Raw genomic sequence first — 18,535 nt, 5'->3', positions numbered from 1 at the left:
ACGTCCAACTTCGAGTTGAAATCCGGCTTCCTTGAAAAGCTCCTGGCCCGCCTTGACCGCATCGACCCCATCGAGGCGCAGCAACTGCTATCCCGCCTGATTCGGGAAAAAGGCTTCCTTGAACAAGTCTTCGAGGCCCTCCACGAAGGAGTCATCGTCCTCGACGAGGATGGCTTGGTCACCTTCATCAATGGTGCCGCCCAAAAATTCTTCGGCCTCGACGACGAGGTGATTGGACAGTCCTTGCAACGTCGCGTTCCCGGGCTCGACTTTTCCACCCTCGCCAAACCCGGGAAGACCGTTTCCCGAGACCTCGAAGTCTTCTATCCCGAAAACCGCTACCTCAATTTCTACCTCTCCCCGATCGCCACCCCCAAAGGGACAGGCTCCTTCGGCTGGGTCATGCTCGTCCGCGACCAGACCGCGACCCGCCGTGAAGCGGAAGACACCCTTGAGAGCGAACGACTCAATGCCCTCACCCTGCTTGCTGCCGGGGTCGCCCATGAAATTGGCAACCCCCTCAACTCGCTCGACATCCATCTCCAACTGCTCGCCCGGAAGCTCCGCAAACTCCCCCCAGGAGATCGCGCCCCCCTCGAAGAGCATCTCGATACCGCCCGCCGAGAAATCCAGCGCCTCGATACCATTTTGCGACAATTCTTGGAGGCGATTCGACCGAGCACTCCCCACCGCGAATCCACGGATACCCTCGCCCTCCTCCACGAAACCCTCCGGCTCCTGGAACCCGAACTCGCCTCTCGTGGCATCGCCGTTGAGCTCGATCTCGCTTCCGATTTTCCACGCCTCGAAATCGATCCCTCCCAATTCCAGCAAGTTTTCTACAACCTTCTCCGCAATGCCTATCAGGCGATCCGCGGCAAAAACGGGCACATTCGCATCGCCACCTTCGCCAATGACTACGAATCCCGTATCTCATTCATCGACAACGGAAGTGGCATCTCCCCGGAACAAATGGGCTCGCTGTTCGAACCCTACCAAACCACCAAACAATCGGGAACGGGGCTCGGACTCCTGATCGTCCGGCGGGTCGTGCGCAGCCATGGCGGTGAAATCGAAATCGAATCCGAGCCGGACGTCGGCACCACCATTTCCATCCACCTCCCACGCGGGCCCCGCCCCGTTCGCCTCCTCGAGGACACCACCGGGATCATCGACATCGATTGAATCTCCGCCCACCGAGAGACCGGCACCTCATCACCTCTTGCTCGCGCCATCCTGCGCAACCCTCCGCCATGACCCCCACGCTTCTGATCGTCGACGACGAAAAAGCCACCCGAGACGGCCTCCGTGCCGCCCTGGAAGAGGAATTCGACGTCATCGTCGCCTCCAACCGCGAGGAGGCCAAAGCCATTCTCAAGGCCGATACCCCGGACCTCCTGCTCACCGACCTTCGCCTCGGCGGCGACTCCGGCATGGAAATCCTCGACGATGCCCTTGCCCTACCCCAGCCCCCGGTCGCGATCATGATGACCGCCTATGGCTCGGTAGACACAGCCGTCGAAGCCATGCGCCGCGGCGCCTGGCACTTCGTCACCAAGCCCCTCAACCTCGACGAGGTGGAAATGCTCCTCAAGCGAGCCCTCCGCAATCAGCGCCTCGAAGTCGAAAACCAGCAACTCCGCCAGCAAGTCCCTGATCCCGCAGGCCTCGGACGACTCGTTGGAAAATCTCCGGCCATCCGCCGCGTCGTCGAAACCGTGAAACAGGTCGCCCCGACCCGGGCCACCGTCCTCATTGAAGGCGAAAGCGGCACCGGCAAGGAAGTCGTTGCCCACGCCGTCCATAGCCTTTCAGGACGGCCGGCAGACAAACTCGTCATCGTCCACTGCGCCGCACTCTCCCCCCAGCTCCTCGAATCCGAGCTTTTCGGTCACGAAAAGGGAGCCTTCACCGGAGCTGCTCAACGCCGCATCGGCCGTTTCGAACAAGCCGACGGAGGCACCTTATTCCTCGATGAAATCGGCGAAATCGACGCCTCCACTCAGGTCAAACTCCTCCGCGCCCTCTCCGAAAGAACTATCGAACGCGTCGGCTCCAATTCCACCATCAAGGTGGATGTACGGGTCGTCGCCGCCACCAACAAAGATCTCGCCGCTCTCGTTGCTTCCGGAGACTTTCGCGAAGACCTCTTCTTCCGACTCAATGTGGTGCGCATCGAAATGCCCCCCCTGCGGCAGCGCGCGGAGGATGTGGTGCTCCTCGCAGGCCGATTTCTCAAAGAATTCGCCGAAGAAAACGGACGCCCCGTCAAACCCTTGTCCGATGCCGCCATGGCCGCCCTCCGCCACTATCCGTGGCCGGGAAACGTCCGTGAACTGCGCACCGCCATCGAACACGGAGTCGTCATGTCCAACGATCCCGTCATCGACCTCAAGCACCTCCCTTCCAGCCTCCTGCGGGAGCCCCCGCCCCCTCCACCTGCCAGCGGAGACCTTCCCGGCAAAATCCACCTTGCCGCTCCCCGGGAATTCAACTTGCATGCCCTCGAAGCTCAGACGATCCGGGCCGCCTTGGCCGAGGCCGAGGACAACCGCACCCGGGCCGCCGAGCTTCTTGGCATCAGTCGCCGCACCCTTCAGCGCAAGCTCAAGGAAATGGGGCTCTGATTCCACTTCTCCCGACTTTTTTCATCACTCATGAGCGACCCCTCTTCGACTTTCGACCCGGCCACCGTGGTACGCCGTGCCGTCTTCTTCGTGTGCCTGATCGCCCTCGCTTTGATTCACATCTTCGTGATCTTCCGCGGCCTCAGCACTCCCGAAGCCATGGATCAGGCCCAACTCGCTCGGCAAATTTCCCGTGGCGAAGGCCTCACCACCAAGGTGATCCGCCCCCTCGAACTCCACCTCGCCGAATCGCACGAAGGCGGGGCCGTCTCCCTCGTCACCCTCAAGGACACCTACCAATCCCCCCTCAACCCCATGATTCTGGGGGCGGTGTTCAAGCTCGTCGGCGCCGATCAGCCGGAGAAATGGACCATTCCCGCCACCGAACTCGTCTATGAATTGGACCGGGTGGTCGCGGTCGTTTCTACGCTCTTCTTTTTGATGGCCATCGGCGTGACCTTCCTCTTGGTCAGTCGCATCTTCGATGGCAAAATCGCCGGATTCACGGCGGTGCTGATGTTGTTTTCCGACATGTTCTGGAAATTCTCCCAGAGTGGCCTGCCGCAGATGCTCCTCCTTCTTCTCTTCACCTGCGGGGTCTATTTTGCCTACCGCGCCATTGAAGAACAGGAGGAAGGAAAAACCAACTACGTGCAGCCCCTCCTCGCGGCTCTGTTCTTCTCCCTCATGGTCCTCGCCCACTGGATCACGGCTTGGGTCTTCTTCGGCTACCTGATCTTCGCCGCTGTTGCATTCCGCCCACGCGGGGTGATCGCCTTGTCCTCCCTTGCTATCCTTCTCGCCGTCATCGCTTATCCCTTGATCCGCATGGCTCAAGTGACTGGCCAGCCGTTCGGAGTGGCACGATTCGTCTTCTACAATGGACTTTCTTCCGGCTCGGAATCCGCCGTGATGCGGACCCTCGATCTCAGCTCCACTCCCCTCGTTCTCGACGGGTTGTTGCTGAAAATCTTTGCCACCACCCTGGTTCAGGTCACCGATTTGATCCCCTTCCTCGGGGGCATCCTCGCGGCACCCATCTTCTTCATCGCCCTTCTCCACCCGTTCAAGCGCCCTGCCATTGCTCGATTCCGCTGGCTGATCGCCATCATGTGGTTGTTTGGTGCCATTGGCATGGCCGTCTTCGGAATCGACAGCCGGGTGACTCTTCACTCCAACCAAATCCACCTCCTCTTTGCCCCGATCATGGCAGCCTACGGGTTGGCCTTTCTCTCCATTCTTTGGAGCCGCCTCCCCGCGGTGAACAACACCCCGTATCTCCGCAACGCGCACTACTATGCCGTCGTGGTGCTCTCCGCAGCACCCTTGCTTCTGTCGCTCCCTCGCGACGTGAAACTTTTCCTCCTGTTCTCCGATAAAGGCGGATGGCCTCAATGGCCTCCCTACTACCCCCTGATCCTCAACCGAGGTTTGGCCACCTGGGTCGACAAGAGCCCCACCTCCACCGAGGTCGTGGTCTCCGACCAACCCTGGGCGGTGGCTTGGTATGCCGACGTCCATTCCCTCTGGTTGCCCAAAACCATGGCCGACTTCGATCAACTCGAACAGAAGGCCAATGACCAAGGCAACCAATTCACCGGAGTCCTCATCACCCCCTCCTCTCGCAACCAGGGCAACGTGAGCACGATCGTCTCCGACAACGAAGATTTCGCCCCACTGATCCTCGACGGAACCGTCGCCTCAATCACCGGTGCCACCAAATCCCAAGTCGGGTTCCCGCTTTACGACAAGGCCCCCACCATGGCCGATTTCGCCAAGCGCTTCCCCATTCGCTATCCCCTCCTCGGCCAAAATATCATCTACTACAGCGAAAAGCGGATTTCCGACGACACCCTCGACAACTGATGCCTGCCCGGAAAAAAGCAGAGCCGGAAAATCTCTCTGAACCCTCCTTCGAGGACGCACTCAGTGAGCTTGAGGCCATCGTTCAATCCATGGAGGAGGAACAACTCCCACTGGAACAACTGGTTTCGCGTTACGAGAAGGGCGTGAAGCTCCTCGACCGCTGCCAAACGGTGCTGCAAGGTGCTCGGGAACGACTCCAAACCATCAGCCAACAAGCTTCAAACCCCTTGACCCCGGACGAAGACGTGACCAACGAATCGTCCGACGACGATCCCGATGACGACATCCGCCTCTTCTGAGCCTCCTCACCTCGGCACCCTTCTCGCCAACCTGCACTCTCCGGAGGATCTCAAGGCGCTCCCTGAATCCGATCTGCCCAAGTTGGCACAGGAGATCCGTGATGCCCTCATCACGAATCTCTCCAAAACGGGCGGACACCTCGGACCGAACCTCGGAGTCGTTGAGCTGACCATCGCCCTCCACCGCGTCTTCTCCACGCCCAAGGACCACTTCGTTTTCGACGTGGCCCACCAAGGCTATGTCCACAAGATGCTGACCGGCCGAGCGGAGCGCATTCACACCATCCGCACCTACGAGGGCCTCAATGGCTTCCTCCTGCGCAGTGAGTCTGAACATGACTGCTACGGTGCTGGACACGCAGGCACAGCCCTTTCTGCCGCTCTCGGCATGGCCGCAGCTCGCGACCTCACCCACGAAGATTGCCAGGTCGTCGCCCTTGCCGGCGACGCGGCCTTCACCTGCGGACCCACTCTCGAGGCGCTCAATAACATCGCGGAGACCACCAAGAAGTTCATCGTCGTTCTCAACGACAATGAATGGTCGATCGACAAGAACGTCGGTGCCATCGCCCGATACTTCAATGCCCTTCAGACTCACTCGACCTACTCCTCGGTGCGCAATGCTGCCGCCGAATTCGTCGAAAGGCTTGCCGGCAAGGCCGCCCGCAATCTGGCCCACAAGGTCGAAGAAGGCGCCAAGAACCTCCTGTTCCCGAATGTTCTTTTTGAGAAATTCGGCATTCGTTACTTCGGCCCCATCGATGGCCACGACCTTCCCCTTCTGGTCAAAACTTTCGACTACCTCAAGACTCTCAACGAGCCGGTAGTCCTCCATGTGATCACCGAAAAAGGCCGCGGTTATCAACCCGCCATCGACAACCCAGGCAAATTCCACGGCCTCGGTACCTACAAAATCGAGGACGGATCCACTGACGTATCTTCCACCCCCACCGCCTCGGACATCTTCGGCCGCACCGTGACCGATCTCGCCAAGGAGGACGAAAAAATCGTCGCCATCACCGGCGCCATGCCCGGGGGAACCAAGCTCGAGATCTTCAAAAATGAGATCCCGGAGCGCTACTTCGATGTCGGGATTGCGGAAGAACATGCCGCCCTGTTCGCCAGTGGTCTGGCCACCAAAGGCATCCGGCCCTTCCTGGCGATCTACTCCACCTTCATGCAGCGCGCCTATGACATGATCCTTCATGACATTGCCCTGCAGAACCTTCCCGTGCGTCTCTGCATGGACCGCGGCAGCCTATCCGGCGATGATGGTCCTACCCACCACGGACTGTTCGACATTGGCTATCTGCGCATCGTTCCCGGGCTCATTCACATGCAGCCGAAGGACGAGGCCGAATTCGTCGCCATGCTGAAATGGATGGCGGTCTACGATGATGGTCCCACCGCCATCCGCTACCCTCGCGGCCCGATCGCCGGCACTCCCGTCGATGGCCCTTGCGAGCCCATCGAGCTCGGCAAGGGTGAGTGGATTTCCGAAGGAACCGATGTCGCCCTCATCGGCCTAGGCACCCTGTTTTCCATGGCCGAGGAAACCAAAGCCCGCCTCGAAGCTCGAGGACTCTCCGTTTCCCTCGTCAATCCTCGCTTCATCAAACCTCTCGATGGAGACCTGATCGAACGCGTCGCCCGCCAAGCCAAGGTCGTCTGCACCTTCGAAGACCACGTGCTCGTCGGTGGTTTTGGCAGCAGCGTCATCGAACATCTCCACGACGCTGGCGTCGCCACCCCGGTCGTTCGCATCGGCTGGCCTGACGAATGGATCGAACATGGCAAGATTGACATCCTGCGTGCCAAGCACGGCCTCACCGTCGAAGCCGCATTGGAGAAGATCGACAAGCACCTCTGAATCGCTCTACGGCACTTCGCCCTTGCCTCCTGATGGCCGATTCTTTTCTTGGATCGGCATGCATCACCTTGAACGTCACGCTGCCGAGTGGATTGAAATCCGCGCCGGGCAGCTCAAAGTCCGGAAGGGGCATTTCAGCCCTTCCCGGCTTCAGGCGATTCGAGATTTGATGAATACCGTGGAGCTGCCATCCCACACTGGGTTCTGGATCACCCCCCAACGAACGCTCCACTTCAAGCCCAACTTCCCTAGTTCTCTTCGGGCTTCGCTTCGCGATCAGATTCTCTGAGCCCAAGTGATACGGGCACCTAGGGATCCCAGTACGCTGTCACAAGATACGTTTCTTTTGATTGACCCCACCCCACAAGAAACGCTTTCTATAACGTCAACCATGGAGGGTGCTTTCGCGTTTTTGACGCGGATACCTTCGATGAAAAGCCAACCAACCTACCCCAGAATGAACTCCAGATTGACTCCATTTCGCCCCCTTCGGCGTATCGTGATTCCATCCATTGCCGCCGCCTTGGCCCTTCCCTCTGCCCAAGCCGCGTGGGCTTTGCTCGACAACTTCGACAGCTATGCACTCGGCGAAACCAGCGCGGCGACCTCGGGCACCTGGAACACCGAGGTGACCGATAGCTCCGCATCAACCATCATCGCCACCGACCAAGGAAACTCTCTCCAGACCCTCGGGGGCTTCACCTGGAGCGGTGCCGAGCGCAACCTCACCGGCACCGACGCCGCCATCACGGTGGGCGAAATCAAAACTTTCTATTGGCAGGTCAAGGCATCCTACACCTCCAACGGCGCGGGATGGGACTACGACTTCATGATGGGGCTCTCACCCGATGTCAGCAACATCGACACGACCGATGCCTGGCAGGACTTCGCCGTCATGCCCTACGTCAACAATGACGCCACCACTCCCTACATCAACGCCGACGCTCCTGGCACCTTCTGGGCCGCCATGACCCCGGATGTCTGGTACAATGTCTGGGTTGTGGTCAACAATGACGCCACCGACCCCACCTATGCCCTCTACATGTCGACCGGCACCGACGCAGCTGTGCTCGTCACCGGGGACGCCAACTGGCGCAACTTCTCGGGCAATCTCGACCTCAACGCGATCGGCTTCATGGCGGGCGGAAATGCCGGCACTCAGCTTACGGTCGACAACATTTACTACTCGGACGGCACCCTCCTGACCGTCCCGGTCCCGGAACCTTCGATCGCCCTTCTCAGCGGCCTCGGAGTTCTCGGATTGATCCGGCGCCAACGTCGCTGATCGAGCCATTCACCGAACCGAACGCATGGCGGACTCCGACCCCGGGGTCCGCCATTTTCGTGGCCCGGTCACTTCTTCGTCACCGGATTTCTCCGCACATAGCCACCATCCTCGAAAACCACCTGATAGTCGCTCATCCCTTCTTTCGGTTCGGGAAAATCGGTACTCACAAATTGAGCCCCCGACTTGAGGGCGAGATCTCTCCGTGTCGGATCATTCTCCCGACCTTCCTTGAGCCCCACGTCCGAACGGGTCCTGACCAAAAACCCGGACTCCACTAGCTGACGGATTCTCTGCGCATCCTTCATCACGTTGTTGAGCTTGAACCACCCGGCCGCCGGTTCGTTCTCGCTCTCACAACTCGGGAACAACAACCGACCCTTCAGAATCGGATCGGCGTCCACATAGCCGTCTCGAACCTCTCCTTCGTTGTCCAACATCAGAAGAAACTTCCCCTGGCATTGAGACATTTCCGGCCAGCCCCTGCCGACCACCGCCGATCGAAGATCCTTGGCATCGCCACGAACGTCGTCCGGAGTCAGGAGACGCTCCCTCGACATCCCCTCAAGCACCTCCGCCTCCAGCACCTTGAGCTTCTCGTTCGTCCAATCCTTGGTCTGACCTTTCAGCTCAAGAATCACCATCACCGGATGATGATCTGGGTGCTCCTCCGACCACTTTCCCATCTCCTCCAGCGCATCTTTCAGCGTCAGCACCGTCGTGCGGAAATCATAGTGGGGCGCGTGCAGGACTTTCGCCCCCGGCCAGAGCAACTTCCCGGCAGGATCGTGTGAACTCACCCCGCCCGAGCTTCCCGGCCTGGATGCGAGACGCAATGCCATCGGATGGGCAAACCGCCGTCCGCTGGGATCGGACCACAGATCCAATTCGAATTGGCGGATTCCACGATTCAACTGCTCCGTGAGAGTTCGATTCGAATAAACCACCGCCTTCGCATCCTCCGGCTTGTTTCGGGCGATCATCTGCAACTCCGCCTCGGTCGGAGAAAGATGGTAGGAATTGTGCGTTCCAATCATCTGAAAATCATTCAACCGCAGCTCCTCCCCCCACGCCCCGGAGACCGCCAACATCACCCCCATCATCGACACAATCTTCGTCCAACTCATGCGCGCAAGGCTAGGTCCTCGCTCCGGCCTCACAAACGCCGTCATTTGACGCTTCCGCCACCTTCCTCGTCTCCGCACCTCAGGCATCCCTCCCCCCCTTTCATCTAGTCGACGGCAGAGGCATGAAATGCGACCTCTGAAAATGAGAACCTTAGAGCTTTCCAACCCATATGGAGGGGTCGAGATGGTTTGAGGGTTGCTCTGCCGTGCAGGCCACACCCGTGGCCACTTACTCGGCGATACCAGTTTCCAGCCCGCGTCCCTCCCCGAGTGTCATCTGAACTCAAGACCCTACCTCCATCAACATGAGAAGACACTGGATTCCAGCTTCCCGGCCCACGGCCGCGGTCGCCGCTACCGCCCTTGCACTCAGCTCCCTTTCCGCTCACGCGGCTTGGTCGCTCATCGACAGCTTCGATTCTTACGACAACAGCAGTATCACGACGATCGGCGCCGCAGGCGCAGGTGATGCCACTTCCGGAGTTTGGACCGGAGTCTGGAACGGCACTTCCAATGCCATCATCACCGATGACTCAAGCGCCGCGGACAACGCCCTCGAAGTTTGGGGTCTCCCCGCTCAAGCTGCTGCCGGCTGGCGCGGTGCCGTCACGAACCTCTCCTCCGCCTACTCCAGCGACTTCACCGTCGCGGACTCCAGCATCACCACCATTTTCTTCCAAGTCATGGTGGTCAGCGGTGGTTCGTCCTATGACACGATGATCGGCCTGACCGACACCACTGCCACCCTCGACAACAACGACTCTTGGGCAGACTTCGCCGTCATGCCTTTCGTTTCCGGCACATCCGGCAGCGTCGACCTCAAGGCATCCAACTCGACCATCGTGATCGACAACATGTCTGAGGATACCTGGTACAATGTCTGGTTGGTCGTGGATACCACCGCGAACACCTTTGACATGTACACCTCCACTGGCACGGACGACGGCGTCCTGGGAGCCTCGGATTCCGCATTCCGGAATTCTCTGGGAACCTCTAGCCTCGCGGCCTTTGGACTCGCTGGCGGTCAGGACGGGCACGTCAGTATCGATAACCTCTACTACAGCACTGGCGAGCTGACTTCCAATCCTCTGGCAGTTCCGGAACCGACGGTCGCCCTCCTCGGCGGACTCGGTCTCCTCGGCCTGCTGCGCCGCCGCCGCTAAGACTTCGCACCCCTTTTCACTTGGCGAGGACGGGCATCTCAGGATGTCCGTCCTTTTTCATGGCCGGACTTCAGCTCTCCAACTCCCCCTGATCTCTACGGAGCCTCTCCTCTCCTTGATTCGATTCAACTCTCTCGATGAGATTTGGTTAGATCATTGGGGCCGCTCCCGCCCCGCCTCATCCCACTTCGAATGTTTACGCATTTTTTCCAATTGAATGGAAAGGAAGGTTGAAAACTCCGATATACGAACTGATGGAAGACAACGGTGAAAGCCGCTGGCTTTCGTCACCATGAGTGGGTTTCTCGAATGTGTTGATGTGTACCGGCTGGGGGGCTGGTCCTCAACATCGGGCTCCGCAAGAGTTCGGTTCGGTGAAACTCGCTTGGGGCGCATGGTTTCGGGGGAAACCTTGCGCCCCTCTTTTTTCGGTCAGACGCCGAATTCTCGGCACCTTTTGCCGTCTCACTCCCCCGGATTCCCGCATCCACTGTGCATCAATTCGCGCGATGAGTCACCCACTCCGCGAATTCGGATCATTTTCTGCCGTATTTTCGGATCGCGTTGCCCAGCGTCAGCTCGATAGCTCAGGATAGCGCCGCAATGAGCAATCCTACCAAACACGAAGCCCTCGCCGCCTGGGTCGAGGAAATGACTCAGCTCTGCCAGCCCGATGCCGTCGAATGGTGCGACGGATCGCAGGAAGAATGGGACCGGCTGACCCAACTTCTTTGCGACAAAGGAACCTTTACTCGCCTCAATCCCGAAAAACGGCCAAATTCCTTCCTTGCCCGCTCGACCCCATCGGACGTGGCCCGGGTCGAAGACCGGACTTACATCTGCACCCGCCGCAAAGGCGCTGCCGGCGGCACGAACAACTGGATGGACCCCAAGGAAATGAAGGCCATCCTGAAGCCAAAGTTCACCGGCTGCATGAAGGGCCGCACCATGTATGTGATTCCTTTCTGCATGGGGCCCCTCGACTCGCCTTTGGCGAAGATCGGCATTGAAATCACCGATAGCGCATACGTCGTCGTCAACATGCGCATCATGGCCCACATGGGCAAGAAGGTGCTCGACCGCCTCGAAGCAGAAGCCGCAGGCGAGATCCCGGCCAAGCGTGACGGCCACGGCAATTTCATCCCCTGCGTCCACACCGTCGGCGCCCCCCTGGAACCCGGCCAACAAGACGTCACTTGGCCCTGCAACGAAGACAAATACATCTGTCACTTCCCTGAAACCCGCGAGATCTGGTCCTACGGATCGGGCTACGGTGGGAATGCCTTGCTCGGCAAAAAGTGCCTGGCCCTGCGGATCGCCAGCAACATCGCCCGCGAGCACGATTGGATGGCCGAACACATGCTGGTCGTCGGTATCGAATCGCCAGAAAAGGAAAAGACCTACATCGCTGCAGCCTTCCCGAGCGCTTGTGGTAAGACCAACCTCGCCATGCTCATTCCGCCGAAAGAATACGCGGACAAGGGTTGGAAGACCTCGATCATTGGCGACGACATCGCATGGATGTGGGGCCACGAAGACGGCAAACTCCACGCCATCAACCCAGAAACCGGATACTTCGGTGTCGCACCGGGCACGTCTTACGACACCAACCCGATCGCGATGGACTCGATGACAGAGAACGCGATCTTCACCAATGTCGCCCTCACGGATGACGGAGATGTCTGGTGGGAAGGCCTGACGAAGGAAGCTCCTGCTCACTTGATCGACTGGAAGGGCAACGACTGGACTCCCGGCAGCGGCGAAAAGGCTGCGCATCCGAACGCCCGCTTCACCGCACCGGCCGAACAGTGCCCGACGATCGACCCTGAGTGGCAAAATCCCGATGGGGTGCCGATCTCGGCCATCGTCTTCGGCGGCCGCCGCCCGAACACCATGCCGCTCGTCTATCAGGCCTTCAACTGGTCACACGGCGTCTATGTCGGTGCCACCATGGGCTCGGAAGTCACTGCTGCAGCCATCGGTCTCAAAGCCGGCGTCCGCCGCGATCCCATGGCCATGCTCCCATTCTGCGGATACAACATGGCGGAATACTTCCACCACTGGTTGGACATGCGCGACAAGATCGAGCACCTGCCTCGCTTCTTCCACGTGAACTGGTTCCGTCTCGATGAAAACGGCAAGTTCCTGTGGCCCGGATATGGACAGAATATGCGGGTTCTCGAGTGGATCGTGAACCGCTGCAAAGGCCGCGTGCTGGGCCACGAAACACCGATCGGTTGGACACCTCACTTCACCGAATTCAACTCGGATGGCCTCGAAGGCTTCACCGAAGAGCAGTTCGACAAGTGCATGGCTTACAATCCGGACGAATGGGCCGAAGAGCTCGTCGACCAAGGTCGCCTGTTCCTGAAGCTCTACGATCTGATGCCGAAGGAAATCGTCTTCCAGCGCGAGCTTCTCGCCGCACGCCTCGCCTGAGGCACCATCTCGATCGCTCTCTTCCCTCTCAAGACGGCCCCCTTCCGGGGGTCGTCTTTTTTTCGGCCCGACAGCGGTCCTCCAGCACTCCCGCCAGAATCCACACCGCGAGCGCCCAGACACCCCCTAACATCCAGCCGGCCAGCACATCCGTCGGCCAATGCACACCCAAATAGACTCGACTCAATCCCACAGCCACCGTGACCCCCACAGAAACGGCCAGTACGAACGCCTGCACTCGACGCTTCGGTTGGGTCCGCGCCACCAAAATCCCAAGAGTCAGATACACCACAGCCGACATCATCGAATGCCCACTAGGGAAACTCGCACTCACCACCCGAGTTCCATGTTCCACCAAATCCGGGCGCGGTCGATCATAGCCCAGCTTCAGCAACTTCATCACCAGCATGGCCACCACCACGGCTCCCACACCCACCCACGCCAATCTCCGCTTCCCGGCAAACAAGGTCATTCCCCACGCGACCAAACAGATCAACGTCAACAAGGTTGCTCCTCCCAAAGCGGTGATATCTCGCGCAACTTCCGCTAACCCTTCCGGACCGACAGGACGATCCGCATGACCCTCCTGTCGCATCGCCAGAAGGATCGTCTCGTCCACTTTCCGCGTCTCAGCCTCCCCCACTTCCTCGGCAATTTCGAGGAAGCCGAAGGCTCCCCCTAACAGAACTACCGCGAGCATCGGCACGCCCCACCGGGCGCGCAACCACTGCCAGGTGCGAAGAACCTTGCCAGAGATCGATATCTCAGCCCCCATGAGAAAAACTCGGATACGCAGTCATCCCTCCATCGACGGTCACCGTCGTACCAGTGACGTAAGATGCCGCATCGGAAACCAACACTCGGGCAATTTGGGCAATTTCCTGAGGCTCACCCACTCGTTGGAGGGGAATCTTTGTTTTCAAATCCGCCATCCCCTTGGGATCATTGCGGACCTCCGCATTGATCGGCGTCGCAATCGCCCCTGGTGCCAATGCCACCACTCGAACCCCCACGTTCTGCAATTCAAGCGCCATGCTTCGGGTCATCATCGAGACTCCCGCCTTGGCAGCGCAGTAAGCCGCATGACCTGCCCAAGGAATCGTCTCGTGGACTGAAGTCACATTGAGCACGACCCCTTGGCGCGCCAAAATCATATCCGAGAGCACGGCCTGCGTGCACAAAAATGGCCCCCGAAGATTCACCGAGATCACCTTGTCCCACTCATCCAAGGAGATGGAAGCGACGTGAGCCTCGTCGCCATCCATTCCGGCATTGTTCACCAGAATGGCAATCCGCCCCAGTTCCTCGGAAATCGTCTTCATGTAAGAGGCGACCGAAACTGGATCAGTGACATCCAATCGTCCCACCCATGCCCGCGCTCCCGCTGCCCGCACCCGCGCCGCGGTCTCCTCCGCACCTTCACGATCGCTGTGGTAGGAAACGGCCACATCTGCTCCCGCTTGAGCCAACTCGATCGCAATCGCTCTGCCGATCCCTGAGTCCGACCCCGTGACCACCGCGACCCGATGGTCCAGTGACATCGATTTCATTTCGGCCATCGGATGAGGCCGCGTGGACTCACCCGCTCGAACTCCTTCCGCCTCGGCAGGAACGCTCATTTCCATGCCCGCCACCCCTGCAGGGTCTGTACCCGCCGCTGATACCTTGAAATCCAAGGCTTCTCCCTTCCGCTTCCATTGCAGAACACCATGTTGTCTCTTCGCTACCGTGCGATTTGAGACGCGAAGCCGAATGCCCACGGCTTCAACGTCACGACACTTATCAGGTCTGAGGCCCCTTCCACGTCGCGTCCTCTTAACCTCTCAAGGCTCCGATTCGATCATCGGCCGGAAATCTGCGAAGGGGTCAACGCGCGATCCGACCTCCCTCCATCCATGCCTCACGATCCTTTCCCTCCCATTTCCGCTTACGGAATCATTGGCGATCTTCGCACCGTCGCCCTGCTCGGACCCAACGGTGCCGTCGAATCGATGTGTTTTCCCCATTTCGATTCCCCATCCATCTTCGCTGCCCACGTCGATCGAAAAAATGGAGGACGATTTCAAATCGAACCGGTGCTCGACGACCGCGCAGAAAAGCAACTCTACCTTCCGGACACCAATGTCCTCATCACCCGCTTCCTCTCGGAAGATGGAGTGGCAGAAGTCTCCAGCTTCATGGCCCTGGACGAAGCCGACGAAGCCATCCCACAGGCCCTGGTGCGTCGCGCGAAGAGCGTCATCGGCGATGTCCGGTTTTCTCTCACCTTTGCTCCGAGGTTCGACTATGGGCGCGCCTCCCATCACGTCACCGCGCTGGACGCTCACACCTTGCTCTTTGAGTCCGATCAGGAAGTCCCGCTCCGTCTTCTCCTGCATTCCAGTGTCCCCCTCGAAATACGAAACCGTGATGGCGCCGCCGAGTTCCTCCTTCTCGAAGGAGAACATGCCTCCTTCATCATGCGCGAGGCGAATGCTCCCGATGCGGCTTCCTGCGGCCACGAGGGATACTCGGCAGATGCCTTCAAAAGGACCTGCAACTTCTGGCGCCGCTGGATCGGCCGTTGCCACTACAACGGCCGTTGGCGGGAATCGGTGCACCGTGCGGCTCTCGCTCTCAAGCTTCTTACCTCTCGCCAATACGGCTCCATCATCGCAGCGCCCTGCTTCGGATTCCCCAATGAAATTGGCGGAGTGCGCAATTGGGACTACCGTTACACATGGTTGCGCGACGCTTCCTTCAGCACCTATGCCCTCATGCGGCTAGGTTACACCGAAGAAGCCGGGGCCTTCATGAAGTGGCTCGAGGACCGGATCACCGAAGATGAGGACGACGCCACTTTGAAAACCATGTACCGCATTGATGGCTCCGACATCGACGGCGAGGTCCATCTCGATCATTTCGAGGGATACCGGCACTCCCGGCCCGTTAGAATAGGCTCCACCAATCACGATCAGAAACAGCTGGATATCTACGGGGAAGTCATGGACTCCATTGAGCTCTTCGACGCCACCGGCTCGCCCATTTCACATCGACTTTGGAGGAACATCCGCGAACTCGCCAACCATGTCTGCCGCCACGCTCATGAGGCCGATGCCAGCATCTGGGAAGTTCGCAGCGAAAACCGCCACTTCCTGTATTCCCGCATCATGAGCTGGGTTGCCTTGGATCGTGCCATCCGCCTGACAACCAAACGCGGACTCCCCGGGCCCGTCGCCGATTGGCAAAAGTCACGCGATGCCATTTACGAAGAGGTCTTCGACGAGTTTTGGGATCCAGATCAAGGCGCCTTTGTCCAATTCAAAGGGGGAACCGCCCTTGATGCTTCCTCCCTCGTCATGCCCCTGGTGCGCATGATCAGCCCAACCGACCCCCAATGGCTCCAGCACCTTGACGCCTTATCCCATACCCTGGTTCACGACTCCTTGGTCGATCGCTACCGCGTGGGTGAAGCCTTTTCCGACTGTTTGGAAGGCAAGGAAGGCAGCTTCTCCATTTGTTCGTTTTGGTACATTGAGTGTGTTTCGCGCTCCGGAGATCTGCAACGAGCCCGACTGCTTTTTGAAAAGATGCTCGGGTATGCGAGCCCTCTCGGACTGTTTTCCGAACAACTGGGGAAACGGGGCGAATGCCTCGGAAACATCCCCCAGGCATTCAGCCACCTCGCCATGATCAGTGCGGCTTTCGAACTCGACCATCGACTCAATGAAGAGCCTTCCTCCCGGATCAGTGGAGGCAAAGGTTGATCAGAAATCGATCGAATCCCCGTCCACAAATTCGTGCAGATCCTCATGCGATCTCACACGCAACAAGGCCTTCGCCTGGTCGGCATAGAACTTCGCAAACTCATCTGGCTTCATGGATTTTTGTTCCATCATCGCCAACTCAGACGCCAGCTCAGTCGGACCTTCCCGAGCGAGCGACCGACTCATCTGCCGGATGCACGTCCCATCTTCATAGTAGTAACGATCCTCCTTCCGGCTCCCTGAGATCTTTTCTGTTTCCCCTTCACCACCAGAAAAGTGCCAAGATTCTGAAACCACGTAGAGCAAAAACAACTCACCCTTCTTATAGTAGTAGTGGAAAGTGTAACCACCATGTTTCCCTTCCATCAATTCCAAGGTCACCGAGCTTAGACCCTGATCGAATTCACGATGGGTCGCCGTGACAGAGTAGCGCCCCCTTTGGTAATCTTGGTGGAGGGTCCGCACGCTCACCGCCTTACCCTCATCCATCGCGGCATGCCATCCCCGGATTCGGACCATGCGGGCCTCGACATCGCCAAACGACGCCATCGCCAACAATCCCCACATCCCCAGAGCCTTACCGATCATGACGAAAGACTGAGGAGGCTCTCAAACTCTGAAAAGCCCGGATTCTGTCGTTTTTCGCGTAACATTGGGTCATTCTTGGCCATACTATCGAAGATGATCCGCGCCTTCGCTTTGCTCCTCCTGCTGGTGACCGGCCTGCAGGCCGCTCCCGACAAACCCAATATCCTCTTTGTCTTCATCGACGACATGGGATGGGGGGATTTTTCCTGCTTTGGCAATGCACAGGTCGAAACTCAACACATCGACCAACTCGCATCCGAGGGGCTGCGATTTGAGCAATTCTACGTCAACTCCCCGATTTGCTCGCCATCACGCACTGCCATTTCCACGGGCCAATACCCGCAACGCTGGAAAATCCATTCCTACCTCGACAACCGCGCCCAGAACGAACGCCGCGGCATGGCCCAGTGGCTTGATCCGAAGGCCCCCATGCTCGCCCGCTACCTTCACCAGGCAGGCTACGCCACCGGCCACTTTGGCAAGTGGCACATGGGCGGCCAACGCGATGTCGCCGATGCCCCTCTGATCACCGAATATGGCTTCGATGCCTCGCTGACCAATTTCGAAGGACTTGGTCCGCGCGTGCTTCCGATCTGCGATCCGCATAACGGAAAACCTACCCATCCATGGGACCTCGGTAGCGCCGGCCTCGGACACGGACCCATCGAGTGGGAAGACCGCTCCAAGGTCACCACCCGCTTTGCGGAAGCCGCTTTGGATTTCATCAAGAAAGCCGAGTCTTCCGACACCCCTTTCTACGTGAATCTTTGGCCGGACGACGTCCATTCCCCCTTCTTCCCGCCTGGCAACCGCCAAGGCGACGCCAAGCGCAAACTCTATCAGCGTGTCCTCGATTCCGCCGATGAGCAACTCGCACCAATCCTCGACTACGTCCGTCGTAGCGAGAAGCTCCGAGGCAACACCGTCATCGTCGTCTGCTCCGACAACGGCCCGGAACCCGGGGCCGGGACCGCTGGCCCCTTCAAAGGACACAAAACGGAACTCTACGAAGGGGGCGTTCGCTCGCCTCTCATCGTCTGGAGTCCAGGCTTTCTCGCTGCCGATCAGGCGGGAAAAACTAACACCCAATCGGTGCTCGCAGCCATCGACCTCGTCCCCTCCTTACTCGAACTGGCTGGAGTCGAAGCCCCCGACGCCCATTTCGATGGCCAAGCCCGTCTCGCGACCTTTCTTGGAAAGTCGACGGAATCTCGCGACAAGCCGCTCTTCTTCCGCCGCCCCCCGGATCGTCCAGGCAACGAAAACCAGGACCTTCCCGATCTCGCGGTCCGCGACGGCCAATGGAAGCTCCTCTGCGAGTATGACGGCTCCGAACCCCAACTCTACAACTTGGACAGCGATCGCGAAGAAACTCAAAACCTCGCCTCCAAGAAGCCCAAGATCGTGGCTCGCCTGACCCGCGAACTCCTCGCCTGGCACCAAGCCATGCCGGCCGACAAAGGATCCGATTTCGAACGCCCCTAAGCTTTTGACAAACTGCTGACCCATTCCCAGCCGCGATCTT

The 18,535-nt window shown here is 59.0% G+C and carries 15 protein-coding genes; 11 read left to right on the top strand and 4 right to left on the bottom strand.

All coding sequences use genetic code 11. The features are described 5' to 3' along the window. Positions 1 to 15 precede the first annotated feature (15 nt). The 7 genes from HNR46_RS07050 (at position 16) to HNR46_RS07020 (ending at position 7,947) form a co-directional block, all read left to right on the top strand. On the top strand, positions 16 to 1,185 hold the full coding sequence (locus HNR46_RS07050; protein WP_184017200.1) for a sensor histidine kinase: 1,170 nt from the start codon (positions 16 to 18) through the stop codon (positions 1,183 to 1,185). 68 nt (positions 1,186 to 1,253) lie between these two features. After that, entirely contained in the window at positions 1,254 to 2,627 is a 1,374-nt protein-coding gene (locus tag HNR46_RS07045) for a sigma-54-dependent transcriptional regulator (protein WP_184017198.1), read from the top strand. A 30-nt stretch (positions 2,628 to 2,657) separates the two neighbouring features. After that, positions 2,658 to 4,493: an ArnT family glycosyltransferase gene (locus HNR46_RS07040; RefSeq protein WP_184017196.1), complete on the top strand. Its 1,836-nt coding sequence runs from the start codon at positions 2,658 to 2,660 to the stop codon at positions 4,491 to 4,493. After that, complete coding sequence (xseB, locus tag HNR46_RS07035) at positions 4,493 to 4,792, top strand: exodeoxyribonuclease VII small subunit (protein ID WP_184017194.1); 300 nt, start codon at positions 4,493 to 4,495, stop codon at positions 4,790 to 4,792. Before HNR46_RS07040 ends, xseB begins: the two co-directional genes overlap by 1 nt. Continuing rightward, positions 4,770 to 6,662 carry a 1-deoxy-D-xylulose-5-phosphate synthase gene (gene dxs, locus HNR46_RS07030; protein ID WP_184017192.1) on the top strand — a complete coding sequence of 631 codons (1,893 nt, stop codon included), beginning with the start codon at positions 4,770 to 4,772 and terminating at the stop codon, positions 6,660 to 6,662. Before xseB ends, dxs begins: the two co-directional genes overlap by 23 nt. A 58-nt stretch (positions 6,663 to 6,720) precedes the next feature. After that, complete coding sequence (locus HNR46_RS07025) at positions 6,721 to 6,951, top strand: hypothetical protein (protein ID WP_184017190.1); 231 nt, start codon at positions 6,721 to 6,723, stop codon at positions 6,949 to 6,951. Between the two features lie 168 nt (positions 6,952 to 7,119). Further along, on the top strand, positions 7,120 to 7,947 hold the full coding sequence (locus HNR46_RS07020; protein ID WP_221285052.1) for a PEP-CTERM sorting domain-containing protein: 828 nt from the start codon (positions 7,120 to 7,122) through the stop codon (positions 7,945 to 7,947). Between the two features lie 68 nt (positions 7,948 to 8,015). On the opposite strand, the gene HNR46_RS07015 is transcribed toward HNR46_RS07020, so the two are convergent. Beyond that, entirely contained in the window at positions 8,016 to 9,074 is a 1,059-nt protein-coding gene (locus tag HNR46_RS07015; RefSeq protein WP_184017186.1) for a Ca2+-dependent phosphoinositide-specific phospholipase C, read from the bottom strand. Positions 9,075 to 9,379: 305 nt separating this feature from the next. On the opposite strand from HNR46_RS07015, the gene HNR46_RS07010 reads away from it, so the two are divergent. Both HNR46_RS07010 and HNR46_RS07005 read left to right on the top strand, forming a co-directional pair. After that, positions 9,380 to 10,237 (top strand): hypothetical protein, encoded by an 858-nt coding sequence (locus tag HNR46_RS07010; RefSeq protein WP_184017184.1) that lies wholly within the window; start codon positions 9,380 to 9,382, stop codon positions 10,235 to 10,237. Between the two features lie 564 nt (positions 10,238 to 10,801). Further along, positions 10,802 to 12,676, top strand: a complete 1,875-nt coding sequence (locus tag HNR46_RS07005; RefSeq protein WP_281375555.1) for a phosphoenolpyruvate carboxykinase (GTP) — start codon at positions 10,802 to 10,804, stop codon at positions 12,674 to 12,676. Positions 12,677 to 12,704: 28 nt separating this feature from the next. On the opposite strand, the gene HNR46_RS07000 is transcribed toward HNR46_RS07005, so the two are convergent. Then, positions 12,705 to 13,451 carry a phosphatase PAP2 family protein gene (locus tag HNR46_RS07000; RefSeq protein ID WP_184017180.1) on the bottom strand — a complete coding sequence of 249 codons (747 nt, stop codon included), beginning with the start codon at positions 13,449 to 13,451 and terminating at the stop codon, positions 12,705 to 12,707. Continuing rightward, entirely contained in the window at positions 13,441 to 14,301 is an 861-nt protein-coding gene (locus HNR46_RS06995; protein ID WP_221285051.1) for an SDR family oxidoreductase, read from the bottom strand. The genes HNR46_RS07000 and HNR46_RS06995 overlap by 11 nt, the downstream gene beginning before the upstream one ends. Positions 14,302 to 14,571: 270 nt before the next feature. Between HNR46_RS06995 and HNR46_RS06990 the strand changes: the two genes are divergently transcribed. Further along, entirely contained in the window at positions 14,572 to 16,422 is a 1,851-nt protein-coding gene (locus tag HNR46_RS06990) for a glycoside hydrolase family 15 protein (RefSeq protein WP_184017178.1), read from the top strand. Here HNR46_RS06990 and HNR46_RS06985 read toward each other — a convergent pair whose 3' ends face one another. Beyond that, complete coding sequence (locus tag HNR46_RS06985; protein WP_184017176.1) at positions 16,423 to 17,010, bottom strand: hypothetical protein; 588 nt, start codon at positions 17,008 to 17,010, stop codon at positions 16,423 to 16,425. It lies immediately after the preceding gene. Positions 17,011 to 17,103: 93 nt separating this feature from the next. Between HNR46_RS06985 and HNR46_RS06980 the strand changes: the two genes are divergently transcribed. Further along, a complete protein-coding gene (locus tag HNR46_RS06980) occupies positions 17,104 to 18,495 on the top strand; it encodes a sulfatase family protein (RefSeq protein WP_184017174.1) in 1,392 nt (463 codons plus the stop codon). Positions 18,496 to 18,535: the final 40 nt, after the last annotated feature.

Origin of the sequence: Haloferula luteola, assembly GCF_014201715.1 — a bacterium.
Classification (GTDB): domain Bacteria; phylum Verrucomicrobiota; class Verrucomicrobiia; order Verrucomicrobiales; family Akkermansiaceae; genus Haloferula; species Haloferula luteola.
This window is presented reverse-complemented; position numbering and strand designations above follow the sequence as displayed.

Coding starts and splice junctions, on each gene's coding strand:
- HNR46_RS07025 (WP_184017190.1), top strand. CDS start 6,721: ATGCATCACCTTGAACGTCACGCTGCCGAGTGGATTGAAATCCGCGCC.
- xseB (WP_184017194.1), top strand. CDS start 4,493: ATGCCTGCCCGGAAAAAAGCAGAGCCGGAAAATCTCTCTGAACCCTCC.
- HNR46_RS07040 (WP_184017196.1), top strand. CDS start 2,658: ATGAGCGACCCCTCTTCGACTTTCGACCCGGCCACCGTGGTACGCCGT.
- dxs (WP_184017192.1), top strand. CDS start 4,770: ATGACGACATCCGCCTCTTCTGAGCCTCCTCACCTCGGCACCCTTCTC.
- HNR46_RS06990 (WP_184017178.1), top strand. CDS start 14,572: ATGCCTCACGATCCTTTCCCTCCCATTTCCGCTTACGGAATCATTGGC.
- HNR46_RS06980 (WP_184017174.1), top strand. CDS start 17,104: ATGATCCGCGCCTTCGCTTTGCTCCTCCTGCTGGTGACCGGCCTGCAG.
- HNR46_RS07020 (WP_221285052.1), top strand. CDS start 7,120: ATGAACTCCAGATTGACTCCATTTCGCCCCCTTCGGCGTATCGTGATT.
- HNR46_RS07000 (WP_184017180.1), bottom strand. CDS start 13,451: ATGGGGGCTGAGATATCGATCTCTGGCAAGGTTCTTCGCACCTGGCAG.
- HNR46_RS07010 (WP_184017184.1), top strand. CDS start 9,380: ATGAGAAGACACTGGATTCCAGCTTCCCGGCCCACGGCCGCGGTCGCC.
- HNR46_RS07015 (WP_184017186.1), bottom strand. CDS start 9,074: ATGAGTTGGACGAAGATTGTGTCGATGATGGGGGTGATGTTGGCGGTC.
- HNR46_RS07045 (WP_184017198.1), top strand. CDS start 1,254: ATGACCCCCACGCTTCTGATCGTCGACGACGAAAAAGCCACCCGAGAC.
- HNR46_RS06995 (WP_221285051.1), bottom strand. CDS start 14,301: ATGGAAATGAGCGTTCCTGCCGAGGCGGAAGGAGTTCGAGCGGGTGAG.
- HNR46_RS06985 (WP_184017176.1), bottom strand. CDS start 17,010: ATGATCGGTAAGGCTCTGGGGATGTGGGGATTGTTGGCGATGGCGTCG.